Genomic DNA, 19,726 nt, shown 5'->3' with positions numbered 1-19,726 from the left:
CCTTCCTGGACCGTCCGTCCATGCGCGATGTCTTGACGGTGTCCTGGCGGCTGGCCATAGTGATGCCCGTTGCGGCACGGGAGGTGTCCGTACCGTCATCACGCGCGCCTCTTCCCGGCCGGGATTGTTAGCGCTAACAATCGGGCTGCCCGCCCCTGGAACTGACAGGCGGCAACCCGAGCCGGGTCCGGTGGCGACGGACGTCGCCGAACCGGACCGCTCACTCCACACCCCACCCAGTGAAGGAGTTCCTCATGATCAAACCGTGGATGCACCGCCTCCGACGGGCGTTCCTGGCGGCCGGCACCACCACCGTGCTCGCCGCCGGTCTGCTCACCGCCACGGCCGGGACCTCGCAGGCGGCCACCCAGGGGCCGTGCGACCTCTACCGCGCCGGCGGCACGCCGTGCGTCGCCGCGCACAGCACCACCCGGGCCCTGTACGGCGCGTACAACGGCCCGCTGTACCAGGTCAGGCGTGCCTCCGACAACGCGACCAGGGACATCGGCCTGCTGAGCACCGGCGGATACGCCGACGCCGCCGCGCAGGACTCCTTCTGCGCCGCCACCAGCTGCGCCATCACCGTCCTCTACGACCAGTCCGGCAAGGGCAACCACCTCACCCGGGCTCCTGCCGGCGGTGCCGCCGGCGGTCCGGACAACCTCGCCAACGCCTTCGAGGCGCCGGTCACCGTCGGCGGGCACAAGGCGTACGGCGTGTACGTCGCCCCCGGGACGGGCTACCGCAACAACCACACCAACGGCATCGCCACCGGCGACCAGCCCGAGGGCATGTACGCCGTCTTCGACGGTACGCACGTCAACGGCGGTTGCTGCTTCGACTACGGCAACGCCGAGACCAACAACCTGGACACCGGCAACGGCCACATGGAGGCCCTCTACTTCGGCGACAACAAGAGCTGGGGCTCGGGCAGCGGCAACGGCCCCTGGGTCATGGCCGACCTGGAGAACGGCCTGTTCTCCGGGGTCAACCGCGGCTCCAACACCAACGACCCCAGCGTCAACGACCGGTTCCTGACCGCCATGCTCAAGGGCGGACCGAACCAGTGGGCCCTGCGCGGCGGCGACGCCCAGTCGGGCGGCCTGTCCACCTTCTACAACGGCGCGCGCCCCAACGCCACCGGCTACAACCCGATGCACAAGGAAGGCGCGATCATCCTCGGCATCGGCGGTGACAACAGCAAGTGGGCCCAAGGCACCTTCTACGAAGGGGTCATGACCCAGGGCTACCCGTCGGACGCCACCGAGAACGCGGTCCAGGCCGACATCACCGCCGCCGGCTACACCAGTGGCTCGACCGGCACCGGCACGCTGACCCCCGGCTCCCGGATCTCCCTGCGGGCCACCACCGCGCCCTGTTGCACCTCGCACTACCTCCGCCACGACGACGCCGACACCGAGGTCGTCATCTCCGACACGAACTCCTCCAGCTCGGCCATCGACAAGGCCGACGCCACCTGGATCGTCCGCGCCGGCCTGGCCGACAGCTCCTGCCTGTCCTTCGAGTCCGCGAACAACCCCGGGCGGTTCCTGCACCACTACAACTACGAGCTCTACCTGGACTTCGACAGCGGGGCCGGCTCCTTCGCCCAGGACGCCACCTTCTGCCCCACCGGAGGCAACAGCGGGAGCGGCACCTCCTTCCGGTCCGTCAACTTCCCGACGAAGTACCTCCGGCACTACGACTACACGGCCTACATAGCGGGCAACGGCGGCTCCAACAGCTGGGACAGCAGTGCCAGCTGGGCCGCCGACACCAGCTGGCTGGTCGCCCAGCCCTGGGGCTGAGCCACCGCGGCAGCACCGCCGCGCACCGGCCCGCCACCGCCCCGCCGGCGGTGGCGGGCCCGGCTCGCGCGACGGAGAAGCCCTGCCGTCCGGCACCCGCCGGCGCGACCCGGCCACCGGCCGGGTGCTGGACGGCGGAACGACGCCCGAGGCCGAGGCCCCGCTGGAGCGCATCCCGGTCTTCGTACGGGAAGGTGCCGACGTCACGGCCCGGCTGACACACGGAGGCATCCGATGACGACACGACCCCGCCCTCCGGAGGACCTCCGCGCCGTTCTCTTCGACTCGGGCGGCGTGCTGATGCAGCCGATCGGCGGCCGGTGGAACCCGCGGGCGGGCTTCGCGCAGACCGTTCTCGCCCACGTGCCTTCGATCACGTCGGAACCGTTCGCGGCAGCCGTCGCCGCGGGCGACCGACTCCTCGCCAGCTCGTCGCCCGAGCCCGCTCCCGACGACCACCACCGGCTGATGCTTCGTCACGTCGGGCTGGATCCGTCCTGGGAGCTCCTCGCCGACTTGTGCCGCGGGGTCCCGACGGCCACGCTCCTGGAGACCTAATGACCCGGTGCATGACCCGCCAGAACACCCCGCCGGCGGCCGCACCGGCGACGGCGCCGACCGGCAGCATCGGCAGCCCGGCCCACCGTGGTTCCCCCCAGGTGCGGCACGTACCTCCAGGGCGGCACCTACGTTCCATTCTGGAAAGTACTCTCGCGAGCGGTCCGCTGGATGGTCGGAAGCACCGGGTCAGCTGACCCGAAGACCCACGGCCAGTGTCAGCTCAAGGACCCGGTGTGGCGACGCCAGATCCGGAAACAGTTCCCGAAGCTGCGACATCCGGTACCGGACTGTCTGGGGATGGACGAACAACGCCGCCGCCACCTCGTCCCGCCTGCCCTGGTGCAGCAGCCACGCCCGCAGCGTCTCCTCCAGTCGCCGTCCGGTCGCGACGGGCAGGGTCCGCAATGGTGCGAGGGCTCGGGCACGCAGGTCTGCGAACGCGTCCGCGTCGGCGCTCAGGACCAGCTCGGGCAGGTGGTCCTCGGTGTCGCGGATGTCGGGGGAGAGGGAGCGCGCGCGTACGGCCCGTGTGTACGAGGCGGACGCACGGGTCCACGGCCGGGCCGGGCCGACCACGGCGGTGCGGTCGGTCAGCTGTCGCAAGAGACGTGATCGGTCGGCGTCGGGGACGAGCAGCACACCGGTGGCGTCCGGCAGATCGTCGAGGACGAGGGTGCTCGGGTCGAGCGCGCGGTAGGCGGGCCGGGCCTGGGCGGCGGGCAGCAGGACCGCGGTCAGCGAAACCGGAGGCTGCCACCCGGCCCGTTGGGCGGAGGCCAGCAGTACGTCCGGGCTCGCGTCGGCGAGGAGGTCGCGGGCCAGGTGTTCCAGGTGGCGTTCGTGGGCCCTGCCCCGGGCGGCCAGTTCGTCGGCGTGGCCCGCGGCGCTCGCGGCGGAGAGCTCGTCGATGTAGGCGAAGGTCAGCTCGGCGAACTTGGCGACCTCGGCGGCGGGCAGACCAGCGGGTACGGCACCCGCCGCCAGGCATCGCCAGGCCACACGGGCGCCGACCCGGTATGCGCTGAGCAGGGCATCCATCGAACGGCCGTCACGCACCTCGCCCCGGCCCAGCTCGTAGGCCGCGTCACCGGCGTCGCCGCCCGTGGCGTCCCCGCTCGCGAGGTCCAGGTAGTGCCCCAGGGCGGTGCGGACGGCTCGGCGGATGGTGCCGCCCATGCGGCCCGAAAGGGCGTTGGCATAGGAAGGGACCTCGTCGATGATCGCCTGGACGACCTCGTCGGCGGTGGTCTTCAGCTCGGCCCGAAGTGCGGTGACCGTCGTCTCATCCAGGGCCAGTCCGCTGGCCCTCCGGATTGCATGGCTCACGGTTTTGTTCCCTGCGAACAATTCAGTCGACCAGATTTAACGTCCTACGGTCAGGACTTTACGCCCGGAGGCGCAGCAAGCTGGAGCCATGACGAGTGCAGCCCTCCGCAGCAAGGCGTGGAAACTGCTGGAGATGGTCACGACGCCGCTGCTGCCGTCGGACTACCTGGACCTGGTCAGCCCGCTTCGAGCGGGCGCCGACCTGCGTGGGCGCATCGAGGCCGTGCACCCCGAGACGGGTGACGCCGCGACCATCGTGATCAGGCCGGGACGGGGCTGGCTCGGCCACACGGCCGGCCAGTACCTGCGGATCGGGGTCGACGTCGACGGGAGGCGCCTGTGGCGCGCCTACTCCATCACCTCACCGACGAACCGCCGGGACGGCCGCGTCACGATCACCGTGAAGGCGATCCCGGGCGGCAAGGTCAGCAACCACCTGGTCCGCAAGGCGACACCGGGCACGCTGGTCCAGCTCGACCAGCCGACCGGTGATTTCGTGCTGCCGCAGGCCAAGCCCGCCAAGGTGCTCTACCTGACGGCCGGCAGCGGCATCACGCCCGTGATGGGCATGCTGCGCGACATCGAGTTCGACGACGTCGTGATGGTCCACTGCGCGCCACAGCCGCAGGACGTGATCTTCCGCAACGAACTGCACGACCTGGTCGCGGACGAGAAGCTGCGCCTCACCGAGGTGCACACCGACACGGAAGGCAGGCTCGACATCGCCCGTCTCGACGAGCTCGTGCCCGACTGGGCCGAGCGCGAGACCTGGGCCTGCGGGCCCGCGGGCCTGCTCGACGCCGTAGAAGAGCACTGGACCGAGCACGGTGTCCGGGAGCGCCTGCACACCGAGCGCTTCCGCCCCGGCACCGTCGTCGCCGGCGACGGCGGCGGCGGCGACGGTGGCGAGGTCACGTTCAGCGCCACCGGCAAGACCGTCGACGCGGACGGCGCCACGCCGTTGCTGGACGTCGGCGAGGAGGCCGGCGTGCTCATGCCCTCCGGGTGCCGCATGGGCATCTGCTTCGGCTGCGTCACGCCGCTCAGGGCAGGCGCCGTCCGCGACCTGCGAACCGGGGAGATCACCGAGGCCGAGCCGGGCGTCCTCATCCAGACCTGCGTGTCCGCCGCGGCGGGCCCCTGCGACATCGAACGGTAGAAGCACTTTGACCGCCATCGACCCCACCGCCCACCTGACCGCGGAGCAGATCGAGGAGCTCGGCCGCGAGCTGGACGCGATCCGAGACGAGGTGATCGCCGGCCGTGGCGAGAAGGACGCCGCCTACATCCGTAAGGTCATCTCGGCGCAGCGCAAGATCGAGCTGGCCAGCAGGGGCGTGCTGCTGTTCTCGATCTTCCCGCCCGCGTGGCTGCTCGGCACCGCCGGTCTGTCCGTGGCGAAGATCATGGACAACATGGAGATCGGCCACAACGTCCTGCACGGCCAGTGGGACTGGATGCGGGACCCGAAGATCCACTCCACCACGTGGGAGTGGGACCACGTCTCGCCGTCCGATCAGTGGAAGCACTCGCACAACGAGCTGCACCACACGTACACCAACGTGATCGGCAAGGACAACGACCTCGGCTACGGCATCATGCGCGTCGACGAGGACCAGAAGTGGCACCCGTTCCACCTCGGCCAGCCGCTGTGGAACTTCGTCAACGCCTGTTTCTTCGAGTACGGCATCGCAGCGTACGATCTGGAGCTCGGCAAGAACCTGCACAAGCGCCGCCGCAAGAACCCGGAGTTCCGCGCACGGGCCAAGGCCGTGGGCCGCAAGATCCGCAAGCAGGTGCTGAAGGACTACGTGATCCACCCGCTGCTGTCGGGCCCGTCGTTCCTCACCACGCTCGCCGCCACGTTCACCGCGAACGTGGTCCGCAACATCTGGTCCCACTCGGTCATCATGTGCGGGCACTTCCCCGAGGGCGTGCAGGTCTTCGAGCGCCAGTCGATCAAGGACGAGACGCGCGGCCAGTGGTACCTGCGCCAGATGATGGGTTCGGCGAACATCAGCGGCAGCAGGGCCATGCACTTCATGACCGGCAACCTGTCGCACCAGATCGAGCACCACCTGTTCCCGGACCTGCCGAGCAACCGGTACGCCGAGGTCGCGGTGAAGGTGCGCGCGTTGTTCGAAAAGTACGAGCTGGAGTACGTCACCGGGCCGCTGCCGAAGCAGGTGTTCTCCGCGTGGCGCAAGGTCTTCCGGCTCTCGCTGCCGAACAAGAAGCCCAAGGTCAGGAGGCCGGGCCGCGAACAGGAACTCGCCGCCTGAGGCTGACCCCCGCTCGCGCGGGGCGGACACCGTGTCCTCGGCCCGGCCTCGACGCCGTCCGGCTGACCCCCGCTGTCGCGGGGGTCAGCCGCGCCGTTCCGGGCCGGAGAAGCGCAATTCGAGTTCCCCTCTCCCCCCGGTGGGCCGGCAGCGGGCGATGGCAAGATTGTCATGCTCCGTGCAAGTTCGGGATGGTTTCGAGGCTGTTCGGCTCCGGCAGAGCGGCTCGCGCCGTCGTTGCGCCCGGCGGCGATTCTCTCCATGGGCCGCGATCACCCCGGCGCCTCGACAACCGACACCTCGATCGAAGGATTCCCCCTGCAGATCGGGAGGAAGCTCCTTACCCTCACCGCCACCGCCGGCCTCGCCCTGGCCGGGGTCGCCGTGGCGGCACCGGCGAACGCCATCGGCGGAGTGGGCTGCCCGAGAACGGGCTGACGGTCACCACCAGCGGCAACGGCAACTACTGCGCCGCGGGTCCATCGGCTACAAGAACACCAGCAGCCTGTTCGGGATCGGCCAGATCGACCACGTCATCTACGAGTCGACCAACTCCTCGCCGCCCCGGCCATGAGCAGTGTTCCTGATCCTGGTGTCGCCGGAGGCCGGGGCGAGCCAGGGCGCAGCCGGATCGTCGGCCACTGTGTTCGTGAATTCCGGAACACCCCTGACAGCAGCTCGTGGCAGCTCGCGAGCGGCCACTCACGGGCCGGGCCGGGCCGGGTGGCGTGGCGGGGTGGGGCGGCACACGGCCGGACCGGGCCGGCCGCTACGGGTGGGCCTCCGGGCCCGTGCGGCCCGGTGGAACCCCGTGGAACCCGGTGTCCGACGCGGATCACGGCAGCCTACGGCGCCCCGGAAGCCCGCCCCTTCACCACGGGGTGACCCGCCCCACCCCGGCGGTCAGGCGTCCGGCTGGGTGACCGTGAGCCCCCAGTGGACGTCCGGCGCCGACGCGGCCACCCCGACGCGGAAGGAACGGCCCTGTTCGGCCGTCACCACCACCGAGCCCGTGCCGACGGCCTCGGTCGGGCAGGCCACGGTGAACTCGACCGGCGTGGTGTCGCCGTACTCCGCGGTGAACGCGACCTGCACCTCTCCCGCGCCACCGCTGCCCGCCCGACAACCGACGGTGACCGTGACGGGCGGACCCGCCGGGAATGCGCCACCGGTGACCGCCCCGCCGTCACCCATCCAGTCAGGGATCCAGAGCAGCCCCTCCTGCCCCGGGTAGGGCAGGACCTCACCCGTTCCGGGCGTCCCGACCTGTTCGGCTGCCGCGGGAGCAGCCGCCCCCGCGATCGCCGCCACCGCCGCCACCGCCGCCGCCCAGGCGAAACTCGCACGCCGCATGTTTCTCCCCCTCCTCGGTGCCGGACCACGCGGCCCGGCGTACTCGTACGATCTCATCCGGCACTGACAACCACGACTCGCTGCGGCAGGACCCCGAGCGGGCCGCCTCGCAGACACCGCGCTGCGCCGGCGCAGCCGTGACCGCCCCGACCAGCCGAAGCGGCCGCGAGCCGCTGCTGCACCGGGCCGACCCGGCCACCCTGCAGCCGCCGCCCTTGGCCCGGTGCGGGCCCGGGTTGTGAACGGTCTTCCGTGCTGACCGCTGACCGCACGAGGCCGTCTGGGTTCCGGGGGCCATGGTGGGCATGGCGCCTCTCGTGATCGCTGCGGGTCAGGGGGTTCGGGTCCTGGGACCGATGTGGGTGACCCGGGTCTGGGCTTCGAGTTCTTGTTGGAGCTTGGCATTCGTCATGGTCAGGTACTGGATGTGGGCGGCCGCGACGGCGAGTTGGGCGGTGAGTTCACGGTTGCGATGCCGGAGCTTGGCATTGCGGGCGATGAGTCTGCCCATCCCGCTGGGGGTGTGTCCGGGCGGTTCGGCAGGGGCGGAACGCTGAGCGGTGATCTCCTGGGTGATGTCGGGGTAGCGGCGGCGGAAGGTCGTGTTGCTCATGCCGAGTCGGCGGGCGAGCGCCAGGACACTCGGTCGGGTTCCGTGCTGCTGACAGTCACTCAGCATCTCGTCGAGGCGCTTGCGCACGAGTGCGATGGGCGGATCGGTAGGAACACTCATGGAGTCACCGCCGGGACGTTGTTGGCGGCGAGGAACTCCTCGATCTCGCGAGAGCGCTGGCTCAAGCGATGCCGTAGGAGTGGTGGCAGCGGAGGGCGGGCGGCGAGCCGACGTTCGATGCGAGCGAGCTCATGCTGCCAGGCGAGAATGTTCTCAGGAGTGAGGGCGACGTTTCGGCAGGCGAGAGAGAGACAGCCGCCGTGCGCTGGGAGCCCTTCGCTGCCGCCCTTTCGGGCCTTCTCGCAGAGGGCTTTCGCCGGATCATGGACGCAGGTGACGTACTCGCCGGGATAGACGGCAGGGTCATTGCGTTTCATGATTCGTAGTAGCCGGTGCTTGTCCAGGGCGATTCTCCCGTGATATCGCATGTGGTTGCCGAAGGCAGTGAGACGGGAAGCGGCTTCGTCGCTCGCTGGGCCGGCGAGGTCCGTGTGCTGATGAGCTTCGATCATCTCCATGTATCCTTCGCCCCTGGCCAGCGCCTGTTCGCTTTCGACTTCCGCGCGGAATCCGGAAGCGCTGGTGCCCGCATATCCTTCGAACATTTGGATGCTGTGGTGCCGGTATGCTAGAGCACCGGCAATCACTCCTCCGGGGTGGCGCGCGATGAACCAGGCAAGGGTTCGCCTGAATTTGCTGGTCTGGAGCCGGAGTGATTTGTCTGATGCGACGGGGATTGTGTCGTGGCGTCCGCGTGTTTCGCAGTACTCGTTCACCCATCGGACGAACGAATTGAGCTGCAGATTCGTGGCCCCGGATGTCGGAAGGGTTCGGACGGTCTCCTTCGATTTCGGGAAGTGCGGGAGGGCGGCGAACAGGTAGTCACTGTCAGGCGGCTGCAATGCCTCCAGGACAGCGATAGCACGCCCCACCGGCTCGCCGACCGTCCACGTGGCCGCCACTCCCGTGACGTCTCGTTCCCCTTTGAATGCCAAGCTGGCCACTTTCCAGCGGACTGGGTTTCCCTCGCTGTCGCGTTGAATGCGAAGGCAGCCGCGCCGCAAGTGCTTGACTTCCGAGTCTCTCATGCCGCTGAGGAACGCGACCGCCGTGTAGCAGGCGGCCTGGAGGTGCCGGGCCAGAGAGCCGAGATAGTAGAAGTCACGGTGGTGCGTTTCGATTCCGTCGACCCAAGGCCCGCCATCCAAGCGGCCTTGAGTCGAAGTAGTGAAACAGGAAGTGGGACCAACTCCGACGGCGGTCGCCGCAGCCTCAATCCTGTCCAGGTACCTCTTCAAAGAACTCTTATGGCAGTGCAGGAGACGAGCGATGTGTTTGATGTTGGGGCGGCCGTTGCACCCCGGAAGCGGAGTCCGGTTGCCGACATGCTCATCGAGCATGCGTTGAAGCGCCGCTCCGACAGAGATCTTCCTCTCCGCTGTCGGGGCGCACGGGTTTTGCCACTCGCGCCACTGCCGGTCGGCGGCCAGAATATCGGAGGAGAAGTCATCGATAAATCGCAATGCCCAGGCAAGCAGTGGTCCCAGGACGGGCTCGGGAATTCGGTCGGTGGAGTTCTCTGCAGATTCTCCCCGGCGCGATTCGTCCCAGTCAGGAATGTGCAACGGATCGAAGGGCAAGGCGTCATCGCCAAGGTGTGACCGCCATCGCCACAGGGTTCGGATGGCCGTGCGGAACATCCGTCGGTGACGGGCCGGTTCGGGGCACGACATGGTCAGGTGCTTGCGGTAGGCGTGCAAGTCGTCCACGGTCAGCAAGGACAGGGCGACGCGGTCCGTCTCCCAACGCCCGTCCAGCCAGGTCAGGAACCGCTTCATGGCGGTGAAGTGGCTGTGCAGGGTGCCGACCGCGGCGCGGTCTTCCCCGTCCGGAAGAGGCCCGGACAGCAGGTTGTAGAACAGCTTCTTCGCGGCCGGCCGGAAGCGGAGAGGGACGGCGCGGAAGTTCAGCGCCAGCACACCTTGGTGCTCTTGGAGCTGCGCGGGGCCCAGGCGCCAGTGGTCGTCGCCGAAGCGTGCGGTGCCGTCCAGCTGCAGTCCGGGCCGCAGAGGGCGGCCGTGAAGGACGTAGAGATTCCCCTGCGGCAGGGCATCCGCGTGGGACGAAGTGATGGGGACGACGGTCACGGGTGCTCCCAGGGTGCTTCGACCAGGTCCAGAAGGGCGTCGGGCAGCGGCCCCGTGCGGGCGGCGGCGACTTCGGCCGGGTCGAACTTGGTGAGGATGTCCTGCCGCACCGCCGCCCAGACCGGTCCGTAGCGCCGCCACCAGTCGTCCTGCTGCATCTCCTGGTAGCGCGTGGTCAACGCGTCCAGCAGCGACATCAGCCGGGGGAGGTGATCGTGGGTGACCAGGCAGTTGCCGCAGTGGAAGCAGTCCAGGAACGAATCACCGCAAGGTGCGTCGGTGGCCGGATGGTGATCCTTGTCCGCGCATGCGGTCCACGCTGTGTCGAGTCCACCGCCCGCGAGGTGAGCGGCTGTGCTCGTCTCCAGGCCGGCTTCTTCGAATGCGGCAGGCGATGCCGGGCCGGGGATGACGCGAGGTACCCCGCCTCGGGTTCGCGAGACGGCCTCGTGCGCTTCAAGTGCCGCCCGTTCAGCTTGGGCGAGGGCTTCCGCCATGACATCGTCGGCCCACTCCCGGGTCGCGGCATCGGCGCTGAGGTAGCTGGTGTAGAGAACCTGCGCGGTGTTGCTCTTCGCCGCCGAGGGGAGGTGGCCGCCCATCTCTCTCACTCGCCGCGCATCGGCACTGGTCTTGATCCGGTTGAAGGAGACGACGAGCGGCTGCAGCGGTGCGTTTGCGCCCGCGTCGGCGGCCACGGGCTTCGAACGGCCGGCGGCCCAGCCGGAGAGATTCACGCAGGTGCCCCCGGAGAGGTCGCGCTCGAAGGGGGCAACGTGCTCGGCGGCCCCTCTCGCGCCGATGCTGTGGCCATCGCGCCAGATGCACAATGCCGCGGACGATCCACAGAACTCGCGGCTGCGGGCGGTGAGTTCAAGCAGCAGGAGATAGAGGCCGCCCGGCGTGTGTAGTTCTCGCCCCGGCGGCCCGATCTCCCAGGTCACCCTCTCGAACCAGCGCCGACGTCCCCGCCGCCGCTTCGTGATCGTCAATTCGACGGCCCTGCCTTCGAGGAGCCGGTGTTCGGCGGGCAGCTCCTTCACCGTCTCGCCGTTGCGTTCGCTCACCGCCGCGATCAGGATCATCAGGGGCGCCAGGTCCTTGCGCGTCACGAACAACTGGGCGGCGGTGTCAAGCCGTCGCGACCCGCCCGGGACCTCACCCGTGGCCGCCATCCCGGCGAGGATCTCGCCGCGGGCGAGTTCCTCGGTGCCGAGCCGCGAGGAATCCTGCCGGATACGCAGCAGAAGCTCCTCCCCGGACCGAATGCGGCGAGCGATCCGCGCGGTGTCGGTTCGCGCCGCCGCGACCAGCCGCTCGAACTCCCCGTCCGAGTAGCCGCCAACCGCGCTGGTCACGGGCTTGTGCATCCGCCGGTTGAGTGCGTCCCAGGCGTCAGCAGGCAGGTGCTGGCGCACCGACGGCTCGACGAACAGCAGCCGCACCTCTCGCATGTCCGAGTACCGCGTTCTGGGATCCACATGCGGACGCTGGTGGAATGCCTCAATGTGATCCCGCGTCAACTGCATCGGGATGTGGGGAGACGCGGCCAGTGAGGCCAGGAACCCGGCCCACCGGGTGAGCCGCCGCCAGCAGCTTCGAGCGGAGGTGAGCGTCCGCAGACCACCGCTCGGCCCGGTGCGAAGGGCGAACGCCTCGGCGAACACCGCGTGCCAGCCCGGCATGGGCAGGCCGGCGACGTCGAACGTGTCCGTGCGGCTGTCGTCGCCCGAGAACTCAACCGTGAGCTGCCCCGGCGCCTCGGCGCGAACCCGGGCCGGCGGTTCGTAGCCGGTTCCGGGCAGGGTTGCCGGGCGGCCCGGCCCGGTGCTTCCGCGGCCATGGCGGGTCACTGCGCGGCGCCCCTCTCGCGGAAGCCGTCGGGTGGAGTGTCGTCACCCAGCACCTCGACCGGGGTGTCGCGCGGGTCCTCCCAGCTGTCGGGGACCAGGGCCATCCGGGTCTCCATCTCCAGTTCCTGCAGGGCATGGAGGTAAATCAGCGTGCTGAGAACTGTCCGGTGGCCCAGTCGGCGTCGGACCCAGTCCAGGGGGTCCCCGAAGATCCGCGTGTAGTGCAGTCTCTGCGCGGAGTTGAGGTCGGCCAGGGCCGCGATGTGCCCGCGTTGCAGCTGCTCAAGGGCGATGACCGCGAACGTGTGCCTCAATAGATGGGCATGTCCATGTAGATTAAGTCCAAGGTCAGCGCACCGCCGGTTGGCGTTGGTGAACATGTCCTTCCAGGTGGAGACCGCGATGGGCATGCCGCTCTCCCCGAGCCAGAACATCGCGGGCTCCAGCCCGTCGTCGGTCTCGATCAGCAGCCGCCGCCGTTCGGCAGGCTTCAGCCGCCGGATGTCGACCCGCTGCCCGGCGAGTGCGCCGGTGGTGCGGCGTGCGACCTGCGGAGCATGTGGATCCTCGATGACCAGAGGGCGGCGAATCCTGCGATAGCGGTCCGCTGCCCGCGCCTCCTCCACGACCAAGGCCCGGTCCGTGGCGGCATACTCGGCCAGGTCGCGCACCACTCCCGCCGGGGCGTAGATCCATCGGGCCGAGTCCCGCTTGGCGATCGCGCCCGGAAGCCAGAACCGGCGATAGTCGTCCGCTCCTCCCGAATGCGTGGGCATCTCCCATGTGGTGAGGCTGGCCTGCTCGGTCAGCCGCATGCCGGTGCGGACCATCAGATCGATGAACGCGGCATTGCGGGAAGCCCACCGGCCTCGGAAGCCAGCCCGCGGCAGGCCGTCGGCACCGTAGCCCCGCACGCCAACATCCCGCCACCGGCGGTAGGACGCGGCGGGCAGCCACTCGATCCGTTCCCCGGCCTCATCGTGGGCGTACGTCGCCGGAACCGTCACCGCCTCCGCCGACGCGCGTGGTGCCGCCACGCTGCCTGCGGGAGGAGCGCTGCGGGCACGCTGCGGGATCGGCAGCTTGGCCACGAGCCCCTGCCCCAAGGCCCACACGTAGAACTGGTTGACGTGCGAGACCTCCTGGCTCCACGTCGAGCCGGCGACCGTCGGCCCCTGTCCGTCCCGGCGGCGCCAGTAGTGGAACGCGAGGTGGTCCTCCTGCGTCGCGTCACGCCAGCCCCTCCCATTCCTGGAGGCATGCAGGAAGTTCAGGAACCGGGCGATGGCCGACGCACGGTTGGCCTGGGTGTTGAACGGTGCCTCGATGAAGTTCGCCCGATGGAAGTACGTGTTGAGCGCCAGGTCGTACTCGAATCCCGGCGACAGCAGGAACGGCGTACCGTCCGGGATGCCTGCTCTGTCCAGCCACAACTCCCAATCGTCAGGGAGGAGTTGCAGGTCCCACTTGGGCCGGTCCAGCTCAGGCAGCTCGCGCGAGCTGTAGTGGACCGACCAGGTCCCGTCCCTCAACATGTGCGGACGGTAGCGGATCCCGGTCACTGACCGGGCGTGCACAAGTCAGGAGCTGTGGGGCAGGTCGCTGACCGGCGGGCTGACCGCAGCTCACGCCAAGGTGACGTGAATGCCGCCCTCGGCAAGGACATCGAGGACCTCGGCGAACAGGTCATAGGACTGCCCGTCCGGTGTCAGTACCTGGGATAGGTGCTCGCGTGCGGTCACGGCGTCCCGCCAGAGCAGGGTTGCGGGCGCGGTGTACCCGAAGGTGCCGCCCAGGCAGTCGTCGACGGCGGCCAGGCAGCCGCCGAAGTAGCCACCCGGCCCGTTCACTGCCTCGCCGAGCGCCAGATAGAGGCCTGGTTCGTCGGTGATGTGTCGGCCGTCGAGTTCGTACGCGTGACCGGTCGGCCGATCACGGTGGATGCGTCGGCAGGCTCGCTCTCGAACGAGGTCGAGCCAGGCCCCGCGGCGCCGGGTGTCGAGGCCGACCCAGGCCCCCAGGGTGTCCGGCGGCCCGGCGAGCCACCGCTCCCAGATGGGTCGGACGAATTCGGGAACGGGCGTGAAGAGTTCCCCGTCGAGCTCCAGGTCGATCAGATCCGTCCCGGACGAGGACGGGCGCCAGGCGCTGACTCTGGCCCACAGCAGTCGATCAGTGAGCGGCTCGCCCCGGTCATCTTGTATCTCCAAGACGGCCTGCTCCAGATCCAGTGCCCGCCGGGTACCCTTCATGAGTGCCGCCCGCAGCTGATCCTCCGGGGCGAGTCCCCGCAGGACGAGCGGGGACGCCGACTGCTTGGCCGGCAGGATACGGGCGAATTCCCGACAAGAGCCCAGCCACCGGTGCCCGTCATGCACTCGGACGGGACCCCTGTATCCCTCGGGTGGGCCTTCGTACTCGTCCAGGCCGGTGAGCACGAGACTGCCTGTCCCAGGGAGTGTCCCTTGGCTTTCCGCGTCCTCCAGCAGCCAGGGGTCCAGCGCCTCGTCTTCCGGCACCAACCACACTCGGCTACCGATCCAGCCGCGCACTTCAGCTTGTGGAATCCAGCCGAACAGCTCGTACGTCCCACGCTGCGGTTCCCCGAACAGTCCTTCCGCCTCGGCGCAGACGCCCCAGGCGTGGCCGTGTTCTGTCCCAGCCAGCGTGTACCGCGTCCGCCCGCGATGGTTCTCATCCTCAAGCACGGTGGGAATCATGCCGGGACCAGGACCCCACAGCGAGCCATTTCCCCCGCAGTCGGTCACGATGCCTCAAGGCACCGCGGTCATTGACCACCCGTGCACAACCCGGGATCACACCGGCTGACCTCTCGCGGAAGGCGTCAGTGGCCCACGAGGCGGTACCGGTCGCCGCGCTCGCCGGGGCCGCCGACATCGCCGCGGGGGCACCGGCCGGGCCCGGGCCCTGGGCCGTGGAGCAGGCCGCCGAGGCCGTCGGCGCCCCGTTCGCCGAGGCCCTGGCCCTCCACCAGGCGGTCTCCGGCCGGCGCGCCGTCACCGGACTCGGCCGGCAGCCGGGCCACCCGCACCCGCTCACCGACCTCGTCGACACCACCGGAGGCGACCGTGGCCGAGCGACAGCGGAACGGTCCGGCACCCGAGGGTGCCGGACCGTCGTGGTGCGGGACGGGTCAGGCCCCCGCGCTCTCCAGCTGGAGCTGCCCCTGGTCCTCCTCGCCGGGGAGCGGGAAGAGGTCCTTGAGGTCGTTGTAGTAGCGCTTGACGCTGCGCAGGCTCACCGGCTGGTCGTCCTTGCCCCGCGCCCGGAGGTTGTAGGGGCTCTTGTAGAGGTGGCGACGGAGCTCCTCCGGCCCGGGGTGGCGCCCGTGCTCGGCGACCAAGGCGGCGAAGCCGACGGCCCACGTCAAGGGGATGCCGACAGCGAGCGCCTTGTCCGCGAGCGCGGGATCGACGGTCGGCAGGTCGTTCTCGGCCGGGTCGGCAGCGTGCTCGGTCCCTTCGGTACGGGTGGTCTCAGCAAGGGCCGCGGAGCCCTCCCGCACCGGCTCCTCGGGCCGTCCCCGACCCGCAGCACCTCCTGCAAGGTCACCGGCCCGCGAGGACCCGGGATCGGCCTGCGCAGGCACCGGGCTCTGCCGAACGAGGCGGCCCGCACCCGCAGGCGCGTCGAGGTCCGGTCCCGCAGCCGCGGGGGACTGCCCGGCCGACTCCCGCGAAGCGGCCGGCCTGCCGGACGCCGGGCCCGCAACGCCCTCGAACCGAGCCCGCAACGGCTCCGTCCGTCCTCCCACGGGGATGGGCGCTATCTCACCGTCCGCTGCAGCCGGCTCCTTGCGCGGACCGCCGATGGCCGGCAGTTGCCGGGCCGAGTCCGCCGGTGCCTCCGTCGGCTGCGGCCGGCCGGAGGCGCCTGACGCCCGCGCGGCGAAGATCCGGTCAAGGGGGCGGGTGGCGACGCCGGCAGCGGCGAGGCCGTCCTCATATGTCCACTCGATCGGCACGCCGAGCCGGTTCAGCCTCAACGGCAGGTGCGCGGCGGCGGGCAGCTTCCCGTCCGGGCCGAGCGGGGCGTCCTCCAGCAAGGTGAGGTAGGCGAGCCGGGCCTGTTCCAGGCGGACGGCCTCGTCCAGGCTGCGAATCTCCCACAACTGCATCCGCCGCCACATCGCCCAGGTCTGCCGGGGGGCGAGGAGCCATCGCGTGAGCCGGATCTTCTCGATGGTCCGGTCGGAGCCGAGGCGCGCGATCCGCGAGATCGCGTGTCTCGTCGCCTCGCTGATGATGATGAAGAGGACCGGGATGACGGCGTGCATCCCGGTGCCCAGCGGGTCGGGCCAGGACGCCGCGGCGTTGAAGGCGATCGTCGCCGCTGTCAGGCCCCAGGCGGTGGGGCGCAGCAGCGGGAAGGGGATGCGCAGCCAGGTGAGGACGAGGTCCAGGGCGAGCAGGACGAGGATGCCGACGTCCACACCGATCGGGAAGGCGTAGGCGAACCGGCCCATCCCGACGCCGAGGGCCACCCGGCGGACCGCCAGGTACGAGCCGGCCAGGCCGATCAGCGCGACGAACGTGGCGCCCAGCGCGACGAGCGTGATCAACGCCCAGTGGACCTTGGTGAGGACCGGTCGTGCCACGGCTCTCCCCTCTCTGCTTGGTGCTCGGGCGGTGCAGTTTTTCATGCGGGTCGGGCGAGGCGCACAGGACATGCCTGGTCAGCGGCCACGGGTCCCCGGTCGGGCCGTTTCGTCACTCGTCGACGCCGTGCAGACGCGGAGCGTTCTCGAAACGGCGGAAGGGCCCGGCATGGATGCCGGGCCCTTCGCGACGGCCGGTCGGCTGCCTGTACCGGCTGCCTGTACCGGGCGGATCCTCTAGCCCCGCGTGCGGTCCGCCCTGTCGTCCCAGGAGCGGTGCAGTTCCATGACGGGCATGCCGACCCAGGACGGTGTCTTCCTCCGGAAGGCCCGCGGCAGCCGCCGGCGCACGCGTCCGGGCAGCAGGGCCTGTTGCCGGCGGCAGAACGGCTCGCCGATCTCGGCCCGCAGCTGCGTGCCCTGCGGCGGGTAGGGGCAGAACTTGAACTTGCCGGTGGGCAGGCAGGTCGTGCCCGGTGCCGGCGGGTCCGAGGTGCCGGCGGTCAGCTCGGGATGCAGCGGAGCGCGGTCCCTGGTCACACAGGGCGGCAGGGTCATGCCCGGCCGGTGGGACCGCTTCAGCCGGTCCTCCACCTCGTCCGGGAACCCGTCCCGCTCGATCAGGTTGAGCATCACCAGGACGTCGGCGACGAGCCGCTGGGTGCGTCCGTCGAGATTCGTCCACCCGACCGAGGGCGGGATCCAGAGGTTGTGCTTGCGGTAGGGCTGCGAACCGTTGCTCCGGGAACCGATGTTGTCGACCACGCCCTTCTCGTCGATCCACACGAAGCGGTCAGGCTCCCGGGTCTGCAGGGCGAGGGCCACCGGGTCGCCGGCCTCGGCGACGAACGGGTGCAGGCGCGGCGCGGGCGCCCCGTCGCCTTCCCCGTCCCAGGCGGAGCCCGCCATCGACAGCCAGCGGCCCATGGTCTGCACCGCGGTCATGCCGTTCCTGCTCCCGGGCCGCTCTGCTGCACCGTTGCCGTCCTTGCCGCCGTTGCCGTCCTGACCGCTGTTGCCGCCGTTGCTGCCGCGGCCTCTCCTGCCGCCGTCCCGATGTCCGGCCGCCGCGTCGCCCTCGGACCGGGCGATGCTGTCCGGGAGTTCCCACAGGTACAGCGCCTGCAGCAGGCAGATCTGGGATTACCAGCACCGGGCCTGCCCTCGGGGTGGACGGCCCCTTCGTCGGCGAGCAGGGCCGCGTCGACGTGCAGGAGGGTGCTCTTCAGGTCGGTGGCGTAGGCGACGACGCCGCCGAGGAACGTCTGCCCGGAGCCGGGGGCGTCGGCCAAGGCGGTGGCCGGCCCGGCCTGCCGGTCGGGGTGTGCCTCGGCGTGCGGTGCCGGGCCGGGCGCTCGCGGCATCGCTCTTCGGGCTTTCAGGTTTCGAGGGCGACGCGCAAGGAGGCCAACGTGGCGTCGGCGCTGTCCGGGATGAGCATGCCCGCTTCGATACCGCTGCGCAGGTAGTCGATGACCTCGTCGTTGAGGCGTTCGCCGGGCAGGGCCGCGGGGATGCCGGGCGGGTAGGGGGTGAGCATCTCCGCGGCGATCCGGCCGGCGGCCTTCTCGACGGGTACCTGTTCCGTCGGGCCGAAGAACGCGTCGCGGGGCAGCAGCACCTGCTCCAGCCGGAGCTGTTCCGGGTCGGGGATGCGGATGCGACGCGGGGGCGTCAGGTCCTCGGCGATCGCTACGAGTTCGGTGAGTCCGTGGATGAGGCTGCCGGTGGTGGTGGTGGTGTCGTCGGCGTGGGTGAGCTGGGCGCTGATGCGGCGGTGGTCGCAGACGTGGAGGGTGATCTGGTGGTGCGAGCGCAGCCAGTCGCCGGCCTGGTAGCCGCTGGTGCCCAGCGCGGAGATGTCGATGATCACTTGGAGCGGGTCGAGGTCAGCCGCGCGGTCCGGGCCGCAGAAGTCCTCGCGGCCGTGGACGTGCAGGCCGGCCATCGCGTCGATGCGGGCGCGGACCTCGTCGGCGAGGTCGAGCGTGCGGTCGTAGAGGGTGCGGCCGTGCTGGACCATCTGTCGGCGCCAGCCGTCGAGGGCCGCGTAGACCAGGGTGGAAGGGCTGGTGGTGCCGAGCAGGTCCTCGCGCTGCTTGAGGACGGCCGCCTCGACGAGGTCGCCCTGGAGGTGGAAGACGGAGCTCTGTTCGAGGGCCGAGCCCATCTTGTGGACGGAGGTGACGCACACGTCCGCGCCCGCGTCCATGGCCCAGCGCGGCAGCCGCGGGTGGAAAGGCAGGTGCGCGCCCCACGCCTCGTCCACGATCAGCGGCTTGCCGTGCTCGTGGCACACGCCGGCGATCGCTTCCAGGTCGGCGCACGTCCCGTACGGGGTCGGGGAGGTGACCAGCGCGCCGTTGACGGTGGGGTGCAGGTCGAAGGCGGTGCGGAACGCGTCGGCAGAGGGCGGGTGGGCCAGGTGCAGGTCCGGGTCCCATTGGGGTTCGACCCAGATGGGGCGGATACCGGCGAGGATGAGTCCGGCGACGACGGCCTTGTGCGCGTCGCGGCCCACCAGGAGCTCTTCGTGCGGGCCGGCGACGGCGAGCATCGCGGCCTTCACCGAGAGGGAGCTGCCGCAGGTGGAGAAGAACGTGTGGTCTGCGCCGACGGCTTCGGCCATCAGCTCCTGGGCGTGCTGGAGGATGCCATGCGTGCCCAAGCGGTCGTCGAGGCCGCCGATGGCCAGCACGTCCGCGCGGAAGACGTCGGCGCCCAGGGCTCGAAGGACACGGGGGTCGGCGCCGCGGCCCTGTTTGTGACCAGGCGGGGTGAAGGTGGTCAGCGGGTTGGCGTGGAAGGCCGTGAGGGCTTCGAGCACCGGTGCCTGGGACTGGTCCATGCCCGCGCGTCTGCCCGCGACCCCCGGCACGAAACGGACAGTTCCGGCCGTCCCCGATCGCCGTGCCCGCTGAGCGTCCTGACCGTCGGCAAGGGAGCCGCAGCGATGTCGTCACATAGCGGCATCGCTGCGCCGCCGCGGGCCAGGGAGCGGACCTGGTCCCAGTGGAGGCAGGCGGTGAAGGCGACCGCGGTGAGCGGGAGTACGTCCAGGAGGCTGCGGATGTGCTGCTCGCGCGGGGTGACCTCCCGCTGACC

At 70.3% G+C, this 19,726-nt stretch carries 15 protein-coding genes; 4 read left to right on the top strand and 11 right to left on the bottom strand.

Going from position 1 to position 19,726, the window contains the following annotated elements:
- The first annotated feature begins 254 nt into the window (after nt 1-254).
- A complete protein-coding gene (locus ACZ7KX_RS25505) occupies nt 255-1,808 on the top strand; it encodes an alpha-L-arabinofuranosidase B (RefSeq protein WP_470328469.1) in 1,554 nt (517 codons plus the stop codon).
- Between the two features lie 234 nt (nt 1,809-2,042).
- Complete coding sequence (locus tag ACZ7KX_RS25500) at nt 2,043-2,366, top strand: hypothetical protein (protein ID WP_470328468.1); 324 nt, start codon at nt 2,043-2,045, stop codon at nt 2,364-2,366.
- A 189-nt stretch (nt 2,367-2,555) separates the two neighbouring features.
- Here the strand turns inward: ACZ7KX_RS25500 and ACZ7KX_RS25495 are convergent, their stop codons facing one another.
- A complete protein-coding gene (locus tag ACZ7KX_RS25495; protein ID WP_470328467.1) occupies nt 2,556-3,695 on the bottom strand; it encodes a PucR family transcriptional regulator in 1,140 nt (379 codons plus the stop codon).
- Between the two features lie 88 nt (nt 3,696-3,783).
- Between ACZ7KX_RS25495 and ACZ7KX_RS25490 the strand changes: the two genes are divergently transcribed.
- On the top strand, nt 3,784-4,854 hold the full coding sequence (locus tag ACZ7KX_RS25490) for a ferredoxin reductase (RefSeq protein ID WP_470328466.1): 1,071 nt from the start codon (nt 3,784-3,786) through the stop codon (nt 4,852-4,854).
- A 7-nt stretch (nt 4,855-4,861) separates the two neighbouring features.
- A complete protein-coding gene (locus tag ACZ7KX_RS25485; RefSeq protein WP_470328465.1) occupies nt 4,862-5,977 on the top strand; it encodes a fatty acid desaturase family protein in 1,116 nt (371 codons plus the stop codon).
- Between the two features lie 903 nt (nt 5,978-6,880).
- On the opposite strand, the gene ACZ7KX_RS25480 is transcribed toward ACZ7KX_RS25485, so the two are convergent.
- From ACZ7KX_RS25480 to ACZ7KX_RS25435, 10 genes are all read right to left on the bottom strand, one after another.
- A complete protein-coding gene (locus tag ACZ7KX_RS25480) occupies nt 6,881-7,330 on the bottom strand; it encodes a hypothetical protein (RefSeq protein ID WP_470328464.1) in 450 nt (149 codons plus the stop codon).
- Nucleotides 7,331-7,661: 331 nt separating this feature from the next.
- A complete protein-coding gene (locus tag ACZ7KX_RS25475; protein ID WP_470328463.1) occupies nt 7,662-8,063 on the bottom strand; it encodes a hypothetical protein in 402 nt (133 codons plus the stop codon).
- Nucleotides 8,060-10,150: a hypothetical protein gene (locus ACZ7KX_RS25470; RefSeq protein ID WP_470328462.1), complete on the bottom strand. Its 2,091-nt coding sequence runs from the start codon at nt 10,148-10,150 to the stop codon at nt 8,060-8,062. Before ACZ7KX_RS25470 ends, ACZ7KX_RS25475 begins: the two co-directional genes overlap by 4 nt.
- A complete protein-coding gene (locus tag ACZ7KX_RS25465) occupies nt 10,147-12,003 on the bottom strand; it encodes a hypothetical protein (protein WP_470328461.1) in 1,857 nt (618 codons plus the stop codon). Before ACZ7KX_RS25465 ends, ACZ7KX_RS25470 begins: the two co-directional genes overlap by 4 nt.
- A complete protein-coding gene (locus tag ACZ7KX_RS25460; RefSeq protein WP_470328460.1) occupies nt 12,000-13,538 on the bottom strand; it encodes a tyrosine-type recombinase/integrase in 1,539 nt (512 codons plus the stop codon). The genes ACZ7KX_RS25465 and ACZ7KX_RS25460 overlap by 4 nt, the downstream gene beginning before the upstream one ends.
- 90 nt (nt 13,539-13,628) lie before the next feature.
- Nucleotides 13,629-14,723 carry a barstar family protein gene (locus ACZ7KX_RS25455; RefSeq protein ID WP_470328459.1) on the bottom strand — a complete coding sequence of 365 codons (1,095 nt, stop codon included), beginning with the start codon at nt 14,721-14,723 and terminating at the stop codon, nt 13,629-13,631.
- A gap of 434 nt (nt 14,724-15,157) precedes the next feature.
- A complete protein-coding gene (locus tag ACZ7KX_RS25450) occupies nt 15,158-16,621 on the bottom strand; it encodes a DUF2637 domain-containing protein (protein ID WP_470328458.1) in 1,464 nt (487 codons plus the stop codon).
- 237 nt (nt 16,622-16,858) lie between these two features.
- Nucleotides 16,859-17,566 (bottom strand): hypothetical protein, encoded by a 708-nt coding sequence (locus ACZ7KX_RS25445; protein WP_470328457.1) that lies wholly within the window; start codon nt 17,564-17,566, stop codon nt 16,859-16,861.
- Complete coding sequence (locus tag ACZ7KX_RS25440) at nt 17,563-17,985, bottom strand: CinA family protein (protein WP_470328456.1); 423 nt, start codon at nt 17,983-17,985, stop codon at nt 17,563-17,565. Before ACZ7KX_RS25440 ends, ACZ7KX_RS25445 begins: the two co-directional genes overlap by 4 nt.
- Before the next feature lie 14 nt (nt 17,986-17,999).
- On the bottom strand, nt 18,000-19,469 hold the full coding sequence (locus tag ACZ7KX_RS25435; RefSeq protein WP_470328455.1) for an aminotransferase class I/II-fold pyridoxal phosphate-dependent enzyme: 1,470 nt from the start codon (nt 19,467-19,469) through the stop codon (nt 18,000-18,002).
- Nucleotides 19,470-19,726: the final 257 nt, after the last annotated feature.

The organism is Kitasatospora sp. NPDC038210, from assembly GCF_055600605.1.
The sequence above is the reverse complement of the archived record's forward strand: the minus strand, read 5'-3'. Positions and strand labels throughout refer to the sequence as shown.

Bases quoted from the DNA above. Each gene is read 5' to 3' on its own strand.
- ACZ7KX_RS25505 (WP_470328469.1), top strand. From the start codon at position 255: ATGATCAAACCGTGGATGCACCGCCTCCGACGGGCGTTCCTGGCGGCC.
- ACZ7KX_RS25500 (WP_470328468.1), top strand. From the start codon at position 2,043: ATGACGACACGACCCCGCCCTCCGGAGGACCTCCGCGCCGTTCTCTTC.
- ACZ7KX_RS25490 (WP_470328466.1), top strand. From the start codon at position 3,784: ATGACGAGTGCAGCCCTCCGCAGCAAGGCGTGGAAACTGCTGGAGATG.
- ACZ7KX_RS25480 (WP_470328464.1), bottom strand. From the start codon at position 7,330: ATGCGGCGTGCGAGTTTCGCCTGGGCGGCGGCGGTGGCGGCGGTGGCG.
- ACZ7KX_RS25475 (WP_470328463.1), bottom strand. From the start codon at position 8,063: ATGAGTGTTCCTACCGATCCGCCCATCGCACTCGTGCGCAAGCGCCTC.
- ACZ7KX_RS25460 (WP_470328460.1), bottom strand. From the start codon at position 13,538: ATGTTGAGGGACGGGACCTGGTCGGTCCACTACAGCTCGCGCGAGCTG.
- ACZ7KX_RS25455 (WP_470328459.1), bottom strand. From the start codon at position 14,723: ATGATTCCCACCGTGCTTGAGGATGAGAACCATCGCGGGCGGACGCGG.
- ACZ7KX_RS25445 (WP_470328457.1), bottom strand. From the start codon at position 17,566: ATGACCGCGGTGCAGACCATGGGCCGCTGGCTGTCGATGGCGGGCTCC.
- ACZ7KX_RS25440 (WP_470328456.1), bottom strand. From the start codon at position 17,985: ATGCCGCGAGCGCCCGGCCCGGCACCGCACGCCGAGGCACACCCCGAC.
- ACZ7KX_RS25435 (WP_470328455.1), bottom strand. From the start codon at position 19,469: ATGGACCAGTCCCAGGCACCGGTGCTCGAAGCCCTCACGGCCTTCCAC.